Here is a 14309-nt window from a genome sequence, read left to right as displayed (position 1 = left end):
TTCAGTGGATTCCTTCGGCGAGCGGCCCGAGCGCGAGAGCGGGCAGGAAGGTGAGCGCGACCAGGATCACCGTCACGCCGACGACCATGCCGACGAACTGCGGCCGGTGCGTCGGCAGCGTGCCGATCGACGCGGGGGTGGTGCCCTGCTGGGCCAGCGAACCGGCCAGTGCCAGCACGACGATGATCGGCAGGAATCGGCCGAACAGCATCGCTAGGCCGAGCGCGGTGTTGTACCACTCGGTGTTGCCGGTGAGACCGGCGAAGGCGGAACCGTTGTTGTTGGCCGCGGAGGTGAAGGCGTACAGCACTTCCGACATGCCGTGTGGCCCGCCGTTGAGCATGCTCGCTCGTTGTCCCGGCAAGGCCATGGCCACCGCCGTGCCGACCAGGACGATCAGCGGGCTCACCAGGAAATACGTCGCCGCCAGCTTGATTTCGCGCGGGGTGATCTTCTTGCCCAGGTATTCCGGGGTACGTCCGACCATCAGGCCCGCGACGAACACCGTGATCACGGCGAGGATCAGCATGCCGTAGAGACCGGACCCGACACCGCCGGGCGCGACCTCGCCCAGCTGCATGTTGAACATCGTCATCATGCCGCCGAGGCTGGTGTAGGAATCGTGGAACGAGTTCACCGCGCCGGTCGAGGTGAGGGTGGTCGCACCGGCGAAGGTGGCCGAATCGGCCACGCCGAAACGGGTTTCCACGCCTTCCATGGAGGCGCCGATCGCGGTCGGCACCGTGCCGTGGTGCTGTAGCTGGAACAGGTTGGTCAGCGAGATACTCGCCAGAGCGATCGTGCCCATCACCGCCACGATCGCGTAGCCCTGCTTGGTGGAACCGACCATCCGGCCGAAGGTGCGCGGCAGCGAGAACGCGATCACCATCAGCAGGAAGATCTCGAGGAAGTTCGTCCAGGTGTTCGGGTTCTCGAACGGGTGGGCGGAGTTCGCGTTGTAGAAGCCGCCGCCGTTGGTGCCGAGTTCCTTGATGACCTCCTGGCTGGCCACCGGACCGCCGGTGATGGTCTGTTCGGCGCCGCCGATGGTCTGCGCGACCTGATCGTGGAGGTGGAAGTTCTGGATGACGCCGCCCGCGACCAGCACGATCGCGAACACGAACGCCAGCGGAAGCAGAATGCGCAGGGTGCCGCGCACCAGGTCGACCCAGAAGTTGCCGAGGTCGCCGGTGTGGCGACGGGCGAAGCCACGCACCAGTGCCACCGCCACCGCCATGCCGACAGCCGCGGAGACGAAGTTCTGCACCGCAAGACCGGCCATCTGCACCAGGTGACCCTGGGTGGACTCACCGGAATAGTTCTGCCAGTTGGTGTTGGTGACGAAGCTGACCGCGGTGTTCCACGCGAGCGCGGGGGTCATCTCGGTGCCGGGATCGTCGAGGTGCAGCGGCAGCGCGCCCTGAACCAGCTGGAAGAAGAACAGGAACAGCACGCTGACCGCCGAGAACGCCAGCACGCTGCGGGCGTAGACGGGCCAGGTCTGCTCGACCTCGGGTTTCGCGCCGATGGCACGGAAGATCAGCCGCTCGACGCGGGAGTACTTGTCGCTGCTGTAGACCCGGTACATGTAGTCGCCCAGCGGTACATGTACCAGCGCGAGCGCGAGAACCAGGGCCGCCACGAAGACGATCCCCGCAGTAGTCGTGTTCACCTAGAACCTCTCGGGGAAGAGCAGCGCCGCGACCATGAAGACGGCGACTCCGGCAGCCAGCGCGAGACCTACAAGGTTCGCGATCACAGCTTCTCCACCCCTCGCTGGATCAAGCCCAGCAGCGCGAAGATCGCCACGGTGAGCACCGTGAACACCACGACAGACATTTCCAACCTCCTTGTGCTCCGAGGTGGAGCACCTAGGTGAGTGAAACGCCGGATCGCGACTCGGCGTGGCTTCCTTACGACTCCTTAGCGCCCAGGGGCCAGGCCTTTGCGCAATGTTGACGCGGCGGGTGCGTGACGGGTGTGAGGATGCCGTCAAAGCGGGCCCGATTGCCGTCAACACACCGTAAAGATCGAGATCAGGCGGGTGTTCGCGCGGTAGAAAGTGGGCACGGCGGGCGAACGGCGCCGCCGGTTCCCCCGCGCAGGAAAGTGAGATCGCGGTGTCGGTAGTGACTCTTGCGGTGATCTTCGGTTTTGCCGGATCGCTGCTGCTGATCCGGGTGCTCGGTCGGCTGAACACCTCGCCTACGCCGCTGGTGTCGGTCGGCGTGTTGCCGGTACGTCCCACCGTCGAGGCTGGGCGAGACGCGATGATGAACAGGTGAAACGCGGACAATTGCGCATCTATCTCGGTGCGGCGCCGGGCGTGGGCAAGACCTACGCCATGCTCGGCGAAGCGCACCGGCGGCTCGAGCGCGGCCGTGATGTGGTGGCCGCGCTGGTCGAGACGCACGGTCGCGCGAAGACCGCGGAACTGCTCGACGGCATCGAGCGGATTCCGACGAAGCTGGTCGGCTATCGGGGGACCGACCTGCCCGAACTCGACGTCGACGCGGTGCTCGCGCGCCGGCCCGCCGTGGTGCTCGTCGACGAACTCGCGCACACCAACGCGCCGGGCAGCGTGCACGAAAAGCGCTGGCAGGACATCGAGCAGCTCCTCGATGCCGGCATCGACGTCATCTCGACGGTGAACGTGCAGCACCTCGAGAGCCTCAACGATGTGGTCGCCCAGATCACCGGGATCGAGCAGCGCGAGACGGTGCCCGATGCGGTGGTGCGCGCGGCCGATCAGGTGGAGCTGGTCGACCTCACACCGGAAGCGTTGCGGCGCAGGCTGTCGCACGGAAATGTGTACGCCGCGGACAAGGTGGATGCCGCGTTGCGCAACTACTTCCGGCCCGGAAATCTCACTGCGCTCCGGGAACTCGCACTGCTCTGGCTGGCCGATCAGGTCGACGCGGCGCTGGCCAGGTACCGGGCCGACCACAAGATCACCGAGTTGTGGGAGGCGCGCGAACGGGTCGTCGTCGCGGTCACCGGCGGGGCGGAATCGGAGACCGTCGTGCGCCGGGCGGGGCGGATCGCGTCGAAGTCCAGCGCCGATCTCGTCGTGGTGCACGTGGTTCGGGGTGACGGGCTCGCCGGGGTGTCGACCGAGCGGATGGTGCGGCTGCGTGAACTCGCGGCCGGGCTCGGTGCCTCGCTGCATACGGTGACCGGCGACGATGTGCCCGGCGCACTGCTGGAATTCGCGCGGGAGGTCAACGCGACGCAGTTGGTGCTCGGGACCTCGCGACGGTCCCGGTGGGCGCGGATGTTCGACGAGGGCATCGGGTCCACGGTGGTGCAGCGTTCGGGCAAGATCGACGTCCACATGGTGACCCATGAGCATGCCAACCGAGGTGTGCGCCGCAACCCGCTGCGTGTGCGTCAGCCGCTGTTCGCCTGGATCGCCGCCCTGCTGGTGCCGGTGCTGGTGAGCGTGGTCTGCTGGGCGACGCTCGACGGATTCCTCGAACTCGGCGGGCTCAGCGCGATGTTCTTCGTCGGTGTCGTCGCGGTCGCGCTGCTCGGCGGTGTGGTGCCCGCCTCGGTGTCGGCGCTGCTGTCGGGGCTGTTGCTGAACTGGTTCTTCACCTCTCCGCGCTACAGCCTCACCATCGCCGAACCGGACAACTTCGTCACCGTGGTGGTGCTGCTGATCGTGGCGGTCGCCGTCGCCGCGCTGGTCGATGTCGCGGCGAAGCGAACCAGACAGTCGCGCAAGGCATCCCGCGAAGCCGAGCTGCTCACTCTGTTCGCCGGTGCGGTGCTGCACGGCGCCGACCTGCCGAATCTGCTGGAACAGGTGCGTGAGGCCTATGGGCAGCGGGCGGTGAGCATGCTGTGCGGCGACGTGGTGGTCGCCGAGGTAGGTACGAATCCGCCACGACGGCCCGACGATGCCGAGACGGTCATCGAGGCGGGTGATACGACCAGTCTGCTGCTGCTGGCCGGGCACCCACTCGACCCGGGGGAACGGCCGGTGCTCAACGCGGTGGCCAATCAAGCCGCCGGGCTGGTCCGGCAGGAACGACTCGCCGAAGAAGCCAGTGCCGCGGCGGCGTTGCTGGAGGCCGATCGGTTGCGCCGCGCACTGCTTTCGGCAGTCAGCCATGACCTGCGCACACCGTTGGCCGGTGCCAAGGCCGCCGTATCGAGTCTGCGCAGCGACGATGTGGAGTTCTCCGCCGAGGACACCGGCGAACTGCTCGAGGCGATCGAGGAATCCGTTGACCAGCTGACCGCACTGGTCGGCAACCTGCTCGATTCGTCGCGCCTGGCCGTCGGTGTGGTGAGCCCGCAACTGCGCCAGGTCTACATGGACGAGGCGGTGCACCGCGCGCTGGTCAGCGTCGGAATGGGGGCACGGGGATTGCGGCGCGCGGCGATGGACCGGGTGAAAATCGAGGTCGGCGAGATCTCGGTCCTCGCGGACAGCGGTCTGCTCGAACGCGTGCTGGCGAACCTGCTCGACAACGCCCTGCATCACTCCGGTCGTGACACACCCGTTCGCGTCACCGCCGAGAACGACGGCGACCGGGTGTCGATCGCGGTCGTCGACACCGGACGCGGCGTCCCCGCGGGCACCGAGGAGGACCTGTTCGAGCCGTTCCAGCGCCTCGGCGACCGTGACAACACCACCGGCGTCGGCCTCGGCCTCTCGGTCGTGCGCGGTTTCGTCGAGGCGATGGGCGGTACCGTCCACGCTGAACCCACGCCGGGCGGCGGCCTGACCGTGTTGGTCGACCTGCCTGCCCCTCTCACAGGATTGAGCGATGCCGACAAGTGAGCACATGGGTAATTCCGAGCGGACCGGCGAACCCGCTGTGACACCCCATCCGCCGGCCGCCGGTGTGCCGGGCATCCCACACGAGTCCGGCCGCGATACCCGGAGAAGCGGCCCCGACAGGGTGTCGGGCCCGGTCAAGGTTCTGGTGGTCGACGACGAGCCGCAGATCGTGCGCGCGCTGCGGATCAATCTGTCGGTTCGTGGGTACGAGGTGATCACCGCGGGCAACGGCGCCGCCGCCTTGCGCGCGGCCGCCGAGAAACGGCCCGATGTGGTGATTCTCGATCTCGGGCTACCCGACATGGACGGCATCGAAGTACTCGCGGGACTACGTGGTTGGAGTACCGCGCCGGTGCTGGTGCTCTCGGCGCGTACCGACTCCGCCGACAAGGTCGAGGCGCTCGACGCGGGGGCCGACGACTACGTCACCAAGCCGTTCGGGATGGACGAGTTGCTGGCCCGGTTGCGCGCGGCGGTGCGGCGTGGGGCCGCCGACGCGGGCAGCGACGATCCGGTCGTGATCACCGACTCCTTCACGGTCGACCTGGCCGCCAAGCGGGTCACCAAGCACGGTGCGTCGGTGCACCTGACGCCCACCGAGTGGGGCATGCTCGAGATGCTGGTACGCAATCGCGGAAAGCTGGTGGGGCGCAAGGAATTACTGCGTGAGGTGTGGGGGCCCGCCTATGCGACCGAGACCCATTACCTGCGCGTCTATCTCGCCCAGTTGCGGCGCAAACTCGAGGACGATCCGGCCCGGCCTCGCCATCTGCTGACCGAGGCCGGGATGGGATACCGCTTCCAGGAATGAGCGTGCGCCGACTCACGTGACCGGAATGCCGGGACCGGTGTGGACGTTCCCACGCGTGGATCGTTCTCGAGCGAATGGCAGGATCACAGCATGGCTGAGCAGACCGCACCCGTGACCAACGCGCCCACCGAACTGTGGGTCGAGCGCACCGGAACCCGTGCCTACACCGGGCGCAGTAACCGCGGCGCGGAGGTCTTGATCGCCTCCCAGGGTGTGCCCGGCGCGTTCACGCCCGGTGAGCTGCTCAAGATCGCGCTGGCTGCCTGCACCGGGCTCAGCTCGGACCTGCCGTTGTCGCGTCGCCTCGGCGACGAGTTCGACGCCACCATTCGCGTCTCCGGCGACGCCGACCGGGAGAACGAGCTCTACCCGCAGCTCGACGAGGTCCTCGAGCTGGACCTGTCCGAGCTCGACGAGGCCGCCCGCGAGCGACTACTGGTCACCGTGCAGCGCGCCGTCGACAAGGTGTGCACTGTGGGTCGCACCCTCAAAGCAGGCACGAAGGTGACGTTGACGTTCGACATCGACGCATGAGCGAGGAGCCGGTTCGACTGAGCGCGTGGGTGCACGGCGCGGTGCAGGGCGTGGGATTCCGGTGGTGGACGCGCTCGCGCGCACTGGAACTCGGCCTGGTCGGCTACGCGCGCAACCACAGCGACGGTCGCGTCCACGTTGTCGCCGAAGGGCAACGAACGGCGGGCGAGAAATTGCTGGAACTGCTACGGTCCGGCGAAGCGTCCGAGAGTTCGCAGGCTGTCGGGCAGGTGCGGCAAGGTCTGTTCGGGCGTGTTCCTGGGCGGGTGGACCTGGTCGTGGAGAGCTGGGAGCCCGCGCGGGGCGACATGACGGGATTCGAGGAGCGCTAGTGATGACTTCGGGGGTCAGGGGGCGGCAGCGGTGAGCACACAGAACCCCGGCCCGCCCGATCGACCGGAACAACCCTCGAACGGCGAGCCACCCGCCCCGGTGTACGGCGGCGGCGGGCACCCGGTCGGGCGGCGACCCGCGCAGCCCGAGCCGAATCCGCCGCGACCCGACGAGCCACCGGCAGACCCGCCGCAGCCGAACCTGTCGCAGCCCGGACAGCCGCAGCCGAACGCGCCGCAACCTGGCGTGCCGCAATCGGGTCAGCCGCAACCCGGCCGGATGTCACGGCAGGAACCCGGCGTCACCCAGCCGCGTCCGCCGACCGTCGGGGAGGCGCGCGCCAGAGACAAGGCCCGCAGGCAAGCCGACGCGGCCGAGCGGGCCGCCGCCGCGGCGGCCGAGGAGAAGCGGCGCAATCGCAAACGCGTGATGATCGGCGGTGTCGCCATCGTCGGTGTGGCCGCGCTGGTCGGCGGCGGGTACCTCGCCTACCGGGCGATCACCGCGCCCGACCAGGTGACGGCCTCGTGCGTGCAGATCGACCAGAACGGGCAGGAAGTGGTGGTGCCCGATGACAAGTGTGGCGACGGCAAGACCAATTTCCGCAGTGACGACTACAGCGGCGGCCACGGCGCCGGACTGCTGATTCTGGGCTGGCCGCAGTATCGCTACCACTACGGCGGCACGCCGACGATCGGCAAGCCGCCGACGGGCGGCACCTCGGTGAAACCGCGCAACGCCCAGGTCACGACCAAGAGCGGCACCACGGTGCAGCGCGGCGGGCTCGGCAGCAAGTCGACCGGGGGGAGTGGGTCCTAGATGCGGCGCAACCAGAGCACGCCACGCCGGGACTGGCAGCAGATCGTCGAGAAGCAGGGGCTCGTCTACGGCGCTCCGGGACGCGATGCCAGTGGTCAGCCGCGACCGTACTGGGACGAGTCGGTGCACTACGAGTTCTCGATGGACGAGATCCTCGCGCTGGAAGCCGATGTGGAACTGCTGCAGTCGATGTGCCTGCACGCCGTCGAGCACGTGGTTCTCACCGAGCGCTTCGCCGATTTCGGTCTGCCGGAATGGACCTGGGCCCCGATCGCCGAATCATGGCGTCGCAGTGACCCGTACGTCTACGGCCGCTTCGACCTGCGCTACGACGCGCGCCGCCCGGCCAAGCTGCTGGAATACAACGCCGACACCCCCACCTCGCTGCTCGAGGCCGCGATCATCCAGTGGCACTGGTTGCAGCAGGTGTATCCCGGTGGGGACCAATGGAATTCGCTGCACGAGAAGCTGGTGGAGCGCTGGACCACGCTGCGCGGCGTGTTGCCCGGTACCGAACTGCACTTCACCTGGTCGGGCGCCGACGCGACCGGTGAGGACAACGTCACCACCGCCTACATGCAGGAGACGGCGGCCGAGGCCGGGTTCGACACGGTCGCGCTGCCGATCGAGGAAGTCGGTTTCGATACCGAGCTGAACCGGTTCGTCGATCTGGCCGAGGCGCCGATCGAGGCGATCTTCAAGCTGTATCCGTGGGAGTGGATCCTCGACGACGACTTCGGCAAGCGCGTGGTCGGCAGCCTGCCCGCGACCGCGTGGGTCGAACCGCTGTGGACCACGTTGCTGAGCAACAAGGCGATTCTGGCGATTCTGTGGGAGATGTATCCGGGCCATCCCAACCTGTTGCCCGCCTACCTCGACGACCCGCACGAGCTCACCGAATACATTCGCAAACCCAAGCTCGGCCGCGAGGGCGCGAACATGACCATCGTCGGACCCGGCATGGAAACCGCGACCGGCGGCGTCTACGGCGCCGAGGGTTTCGTCTACCAATTGCTCGACCCGCTACCGGAATTCGACGGGATGCGCCCGGTGCTCGGGGCCTGGATCGTGGGTGACACCGCGGCGGGGCTCGGCATCAGGGAGACCGCCGGCCTGATCACCGACGACGGCGCCGCGTTCGTGCCACACCGCATCGTCGACTGACACTGACCTCACAACATTGTTCGAAAGGACCACGATGACCGCCCTCGCCCTGGAATCGGGTTATTGGAGTGCGCTCGGTGAAGGCGTCGGCGCCATCATCCTGTACTGCCTGATCGGCCTCGTCCTGATGCTGGTCGGCTTCTTCGCCATCGACCTGACCACACCGGGCAAGCTGCGCGACCTGGTGGTGGCGGGCAAGCCGAACGCGATCATCGTCTCGGCGGCCGGGATGATCAGCATGGCGTTCATCGTCGTGTTCGCGGTGCTGGCCACCGGCGGCAGCGGCAAGCTGTCGGAGGGGCTGATCGCGGCGATCGTGTACGGCCTGGTCGGCATCATCGCGCAGGTGATCTCGGTGCGGGTGATCGAGAAGGTCACCGGCATCGACATCGGCCGCACACTGCACGCCGAGACCTATACCCCCGAGGTTCTCGTCGTCGCCGCCGCGCATTTCGCGCTGGGTCTCGTGGTGGCCTTCGCCATCCTCTGAGCGAGCCCGAACGGTTGACATCACACTGTGGAGGGTGGACGCTGGAATCAGCACTCCACCGTGGATGTGACCGAGAGGACGTCGGCATGGATATCACCCCGGGTACGCGCGCGTCCGATGCCGAACGCAACGCGATCGTCGCCCAGCTGGGCACGCATCTGGCCGACGGCAGACTCGATCTGGGCGAATACGACCTGCGCGTGGCCAAGGTCTACGCCACCACCACGCGCGACGAGCTCGCCGTGGTCCTGTCCGACCTGCCGCCGTTGTCGAAACAGCAGCAGGCCGCGCCCGTCGAACGCTCGTCCGGTGCGCGCTTCCCGGTCTGGCAGCGGATCGAGGCGGGCAGCTGGCTCGGCGTCAGCCTGATCGTGCTGGTCATCTGGGGTCTGGTCTCGCTGACCGCGGGCGAGCTCACCTACTTCTGGCCGATGTGGGTGATCGGCCCGTGGGGTGCGGTCCTGGTCTTCCGCGTGCTCACCGGTTGGGAAGCCGGCCTCGGTTCCGCAACCCATGTCCGTCAGCTGCAGAAGCAGATGAAGCACATCAACCCGCACTGACCGCAAACCCGCCGCTACATCCGCTAAGCTTTCGCGAGCACAGGGGTCACTCCTCGGGAACCGGCTACCCGAGGCACCCTCCATCACCGCTGGCCGCGTGTGAGATCCGCGCGCACCCAGGCCCGGCCCGACTCGCGGAGAGGCGGACGAGCTCTCTTGCATTTGAAGAGCTTGACGTTGAAGGGTTTCAAATCCTTCGCGTCTGCGACCACGTTGCGGTTCGAACCGGGCATCACCTGCGTCGTCGGGCCCAACGGTTCCGGTAAATCCAATGTCGTGGACGCGCTGTCGTGGGTGATGGGCGAGCAGGGCGCCAAAGCGTTGCGGGGCGGGAAGATGCAGGACGTCATCTTCGCCGGAACGGTCGGGCGCGCGCCGCTGGGCCGCGCCGAGGTGACGTTGACCATCGACAACTCCGACGGCGCGCTGCCCATCGACTACGCCGAGGTGTCGATCACCCGCCGCATGTTCCGCGACGGCGCGGGCGAGTACGAGATCAACGGCAGCACCTGCCGACTGATGGATGTGCAGGAACTGCTGTCCGACTCCGGGATCGGGCGCGAGATGCACGTGATCGTGGGACAGGGCAGGCTGTCGGCGATCCTGGAATCGCGGCCGGAGGATCGGCGCGCGTTCGTCGAAGAGGCCGCGGGCGTGCTCAAGCACCGCAGGCGCAAGGAGAAGGCGGTCCGCAAGCTCGACGCGATGCAGGCCAACCTCGCCCGGCTCACCGACCTCACCACCGAACTTCGCCGCCAGCTCAAGCCGCTCAGCCGCCAAGCCGAGGTCGCCCGCCGCGCGCAGACCGTGCAGGCCGACCTGCGCGACGCCCGGTTGCGACTGGCCGCCGACGACCTGGTCACCCGCCGTGGCGAGCTGGAATCCCAGCTCAGCAAAGAGGCGTACGCCCGCGAGCAGCAGATCACCGTGCACACCGAACTCGACGCCGCCAACGCCGCGCTCGCGCAGCAGGAGTTCCAGCTGTCGCGGCTGAGTCCCAGCGCCGAGGCCGCCGCGCAGACCTGGTTCCAGCTCTCGGCCCTGGCCGAACGGGTGAACGCCACCATCCGCATCGCCGGTGACCGGGCCAGGCATCTGCACACCGAGGCGCCCGTCGGTACCGGGCGCGATCCGGAACAGCTCGAGGCCGAGGCCGACCGGATCGAAGCCGAAGAGGCCGAACTGCGATACGCGGTCGAGATGGCCACCGAGACCCTCGAAGCTGCCCGCGAAGCCCTGTCCGAGCGCGAACAGGCCGCCAAGGCCGCCGAACAGGCGCACCTGGCGGCGGTGCGCGCGATCGCCGATCGGCGCGAGGGGCTGGCCAGGCTGTCGGGCCAGGTCGACACCCTGCGCACCCGAGCCCAGTCCGTGGACGCGGAGATCGCGCGCCTGTCCGTGGCCATCGCCGACGCCCGACACCGTGGGGAGACCGCGCAGGTCGAATACGACTCGGTGCAGGACGAACTCGGTGAACTCGACGCGGGGGAGAAGGGCCTGGACGCCCAGCACGAGCACGCGGTCGCCGCCCAGGAACTGGCCGACGAGCGCGTGCGGGAACTGCGCGAACTCGACCGGGAGGCCGGCAAGCTGGTCGCTCGGCTCGGTGCCCGCATCGAAGCGCTCGGTATGAACCTGGCTCGCAAGGACGGCGCGGCCTGGCTGCTCGAACACGGCGTGAGTGGGCTCGGCGGGCGGCTGTCGGGCCTGTTGCGCGTGCAGCCCGGGTTCGAGGCCGCCGTGGCCGCGCTGCTCGGTCCGCTGGCCGATGCCATCACCGCCGATACCGCGACCACCGCCGACTCGGCGGTGCGGGAGTTGCGCGGTGGCGACGGTGGTCGGGTGGCGTTCGTCTTCGCCACCGACCCGGCGATCGCGGCCGAGCGATCCGCGTTGCCCGCGGGCGCGCGGTGGCTCGCCGACGTGCTCGACGGCGACGAGCAGGTGCGACCCGCGCTGGCCGCGCTCACCGCCGACGTCGTGGTGGTCGACGAGCTGGCGAGCGCTACCGAGCTCGTCGCCCTGCGCCCGGAACTGCGGGTGGTGACCCGGGACGGCGATCTGGCCGGGGCGGGCTGGATCGTCGGCGGCTCCGAACGGATGCCGAGCCAGCTCGAGGTCCAGGCCGATATCGACACCGCCACCGCGGAACTGGCGGCGGCGCAACGGCGGGCCGAGGAGTTGGAGGCGGCGCTGGCGGGCGCGCTGGCCGAACAGACCGACCGCAAGGACGCCGCCGACCACGCGCTGATGGCACTGCACGAATCCGATCAGGCGCTGCTGGCGATCTACGACCGGCTGGCCCGGGTCGGGCAGAGCGCGCGCGCGGCCCAGACCGAAGGGGAGCGGCTGGCCACCCAGCGCGCGGAAGCCGAAGCGGCGCGGGAGAAGTCGCTCGCGTCCCTCGCCGAACTCGAGGACCGGCTGCGCCACGCCGAGATCGAACACGACGGCGGCGACGACAGTTTCGGCGCCGCGAGCACCGAGACCGCGGGGTACGCCCGCGAAGAAGCCGCCGCCGCGCTCGCCGAAGCCCGGACGATGGAGGTCGAGGCTCGACTGTCCGTGCGCACCTCGGAGGAACGCGCGGAATCGGTGCGCGGCAAAGCGGATTCGCTGCGCCGGGCCGCTCGTGGCGAGCGGGAGGCCAGGGCCCGCGCCGAACGTGCCCAGGCCGCTCGGCGCCGAGCGGCCGCCGTAGCCGCGGCGGTCGCCGAATCGGGTAGCAAGATCAAACACGAACTCGAGCAGGTCGTGGCCACCGCCGCGGCCCGACGTGACGAATTGGTCCGTCGCCGTGGCGAATGCGCCGCCGCGCTGGAACAGGTGAAGGAACGCGCCCGCGCGCTGAACACCCAGCTGGCCCAGCTCACCGACGCCGTGCACCGCGACGAGGTCGCCAAAGCCCAAGCGGCGCTGCGGATCGAACAGCTGGAGACGACGATCTCCGAACAGTTCGGCATCGCGCTCGCCGACCTCGTCGCCGAATACGGGCCGGACGTGCCGTTGCCGCCCTCGGCGCTGGAGCTGCACGAGTACGAGGAGGCCAAGGAACGCGGTGAGCAGGTCAGCGCGCCGCAGCCGATGCCCTACGACCGCCCGACCCAGGAACGCCGCGCCAAACGCGCCGAGAAGGACCTCACCACGCTCGGCAAGGTCAATCCCCTTGCGCTGGAAGAGTTCGCGGCCTTGGAGGAGCGCTATACCTTCCTCGCCACCCAGCTCGAGGATGTGAAGAACGCGCGTAACGACCTGCTCGACGTGGTCGCCGAGGTCGACGCCCGCATCCTGCAGGTGTTCACCGAGGCCTACGCCGATGTGGAACGCGAGTTCGTCGGCGTCTTCGGGAAACTGTTCCCCGGCGGCGAGGGCAGGCTGGTGCTCACCGACCCGTCGGACATGCTCACCACCGGCATCGAGGTCGAGGCCCGTCCGCCCGGCAAGAAGGTGAAACGTCTCTCGCTGCTCTCCGGCGGCGAGAAGTCGCTCACCGCTGTCGCATTGCTGGTCGCCATCTTCCGTGCGCGCCCGTCCCCGTTCTATGTGATGGACGAGGTCGAGGCCGCCCTGGACGACACCAACCTGCGTCGCCTCATCGGCCTGTTCGAGCAGCTGCGCGAGAAGAGCCAGCTGATCGTCATCACCCACCAGAAACCCACCATGGAGATCGCCGACGCCCTCTACGGCGTGAGCATGCGCGGCGACGGCATCACCCAGGTCATCTCCCAGCGGCTGAACCGAGCCGAGGTCGCCGACCCCGACCCGGTGTCGGCCTCCGTCTGAACATCGGCCCTGGGCGCAGGGCCGGGTCTCAGCGCGGCCCGCTCGCCGCGGTGGCGTCGACGCGGTCCAGGAGCCGTTGGGCGCCACCGCGCGCCAGCCAGTCGCGCAGGGAGGTCAGCTCCGGGTACAGGGCGCGTAGGGCGGGGATATCGGCGTGCCAGCCGCCGGTTTCGCGGATCAGGCGCCAGGTGTTGCCGAGCTGGGGGCCGAGCGCGTCGGCTTGCTCCTCGCCGATCTCGCGGTACCGCACGGGATGGTCGAGCGCGGTGCTGATGGTCGCGGCCGCGTCGACCGGGGTGATGGACTCCCCGGCCAGTTCGAGGGTGCGGGCGTGCCAGGCTTCGGGGTCGGCGAAGGCCAGGGCGGCGAAGGCGGCGATGTCGTCGATGGCGATCATCTGGAGCGGGCGATCGGCGGGGAACAGATGGACGTGTTCGCCGCCGTCCCGGATGCCGTCCACCGGGGAGCCCTGGAGCAGGTAGTTCTCCATGAACCGCACGGGGCGCAACACGGTGTAGCGCAGGCCGGAGGTGGCCAGGGCCTGCTCGATCTCGCGCTTGCCCCGCTGGCCCCACGATCGCGCGTCGCCCATGGTGGCGACGCCGGTGAACACGATCTGCTCGACCTCGGCGGCGCGGGCCGCGTCGATCATGGCGATGCCGCGACGGCCCTCGGTGTCCTCACCCCAGCCTTTCACGCTGTAATCGGCTGGAGGAACGAGGAATACGGCTCGGGTTCGGGTGGCCGCGACCCGCAGCGACGCCGGGTCGTCGAAGTCGCCGACCGCCAGTTCGGCGCCCGCGTCGGCCAGTGCGCGGGCGGCGGGGGTGTCGGGGTCGCGGACCAGAGCGCGAACCTGGTGTTCCTGGCTGAGCAATCGGTGGGCGGTCGCGCCGCCCTGCTTGCCCGTCGCGCCGGTGATCAGAACGGGAAGTGCTGATGTCATCTCGGAGGAGCTCCGTTTCGTGATCGATCGTGTGCCTACAATCGGGTCGGTCAACCCGTATTCCGGACGGTACGGGC

Annotated in this window: 13 protein-coding genes; 10 read left to right on the top strand and 3 right to left on the bottom strand. The window is 68.8% G+C overall.

Annotation, left to right across the window (positions count from 1 at the left end):
- Nucleotide 1: 1 nt before the first annotated feature.
- A complete protein-coding gene (gene kdpA, locus NA12_RS10990; protein WP_067449016.1) occupies nt 2-1672 on the bottom strand; it encodes a potassium-transporting ATPase subunit KdpA in 1671 nt (556 codons plus the stop codon).
- 83 nt (nt 1673-1755) lie between these two features.
- Nucleotides 1756-1839 (bottom strand): potassium-transporting ATPase, encoded by an 84-nt coding sequence (locus tag NA12_RS33615; protein WP_067449012.1) that lies wholly within the window; start codon nt 1837-1839, stop codon nt 1756-1758.
- A gap of 281 nt (nt 1840-2120) precedes the next feature.
- On the opposite strand from NA12_RS33615, the gene NA12_RS33610 reads away from it, so the two are divergent.
- From NA12_RS33610 to smc, 10 genes are all read left to right on the top strand, one after another.
- Nucleotides 2121-2285: a hypothetical protein gene (locus tag NA12_RS33610; RefSeq protein ID WP_157106387.1), complete on the top strand. Its 165-nt coding sequence runs from the start codon at nt 2121-2123 to the stop codon at nt 2283-2285.
- On the top strand, nt 2282-4792 hold the full coding sequence (locus tag NA12_RS10975) for an ATP-binding protein (protein WP_067449010.1): 2511 nt from the start codon (nt 2282-2284) through the stop codon (nt 4790-4792). The genes NA12_RS33610 and NA12_RS10975 overlap by 4 nt, the downstream gene beginning before the upstream one ends.
- On the top strand, nt 4779-5603 hold the full coding sequence (locus tag NA12_RS10970; protein WP_371855986.1) for a response regulator: 825 nt from the start codon (nt 4779-4781) through the stop codon (nt 5601-5603). The genes NA12_RS10975 and NA12_RS10970 overlap by 14 nt, the downstream gene beginning before the upstream one ends.
- A 90-nt stretch (nt 5604-5693) precedes the next feature.
- Nucleotides 5694-6137: an OsmC family protein gene (locus NA12_RS10965; RefSeq protein ID WP_067449487.1), complete on the top strand. Its 444-nt coding sequence runs from the start codon at nt 5694-5696 to the stop codon at nt 6135-6137.
- A complete protein-coding gene (locus NA12_RS10960; RefSeq protein ID WP_067449009.1) occupies nt 6134-6469 on the top strand; it encodes an acylphosphatase in 336 nt (111 codons plus the stop codon). The genes NA12_RS10965 and NA12_RS10960 overlap by 4 nt, the downstream gene beginning before the upstream one ends.
- A gap of 31 nt (nt 6470-6500) precedes the next feature.
- A complete protein-coding gene (locus tag NA12_RS10955; protein ID WP_243654688.1) occupies nt 6501-7289 on the top strand; it encodes a hypothetical protein in 789 nt (262 codons plus the stop codon).
- Entirely contained in the window at nt 7290-8453 is a 1164-nt protein-coding gene (locus NA12_RS10950; protein WP_067449006.1) for a glutathionylspermidine synthase family protein, read from the top strand. It abuts the gene before it with no gap.
- Between the two features lie 34 nt (nt 8454-8487).
- Complete coding sequence (locus NA12_RS10945; RefSeq protein ID WP_067449004.1) at nt 8488-8943, top strand: DUF350 domain-containing protein; 456 nt, start codon at nt 8488-8490, stop codon at nt 8941-8943.
- Between the two features lie 86 nt (nt 8944-9029).
- On the top strand, nt 9030-9503 hold the full coding sequence (locus tag NA12_RS10940) for a DUF1707 SHOCT-like domain-containing protein (protein ID WP_067449002.1): 474 nt from the start codon (nt 9030-9032) through the stop codon (nt 9501-9503).
- Between the two features lie 156 nt (nt 9504-9659).
- Entirely contained in the window at nt 9660-13286 is a 3627-nt protein-coding gene (gene smc, locus NA12_RS10935) for a chromosome segregation protein SMC (RefSeq protein WP_067449000.1), read from the top strand.
- A gap of 28 nt (nt 13287-13314) precedes the next feature.
- On the opposite strand, the gene NA12_RS10930 is transcribed toward smc, so the two are convergent.
- A complete protein-coding gene (locus tag NA12_RS10930; RefSeq protein ID WP_067448998.1) occupies nt 13315-14232 on the bottom strand; it encodes an NmrA family NAD(P)-binding protein in 918 nt (305 codons plus the stop codon).
- Between the last annotated feature and the right edge of the window lie 77 nt (nt 14233-14309).

The organism is Nocardia alba NBRC 108234 (assembly GCF_001612665.1).
GTDB lineage: Bacteria > Actinomycetota > Actinomycetes > Mycobacteriales > Mycobacteriaceae > Nocardia > Nocardia alba.
The sequence above is the reverse complement of the archived record's forward strand: the minus strand, read 5'-3'. Positions and strand labels throughout refer to the sequence as shown.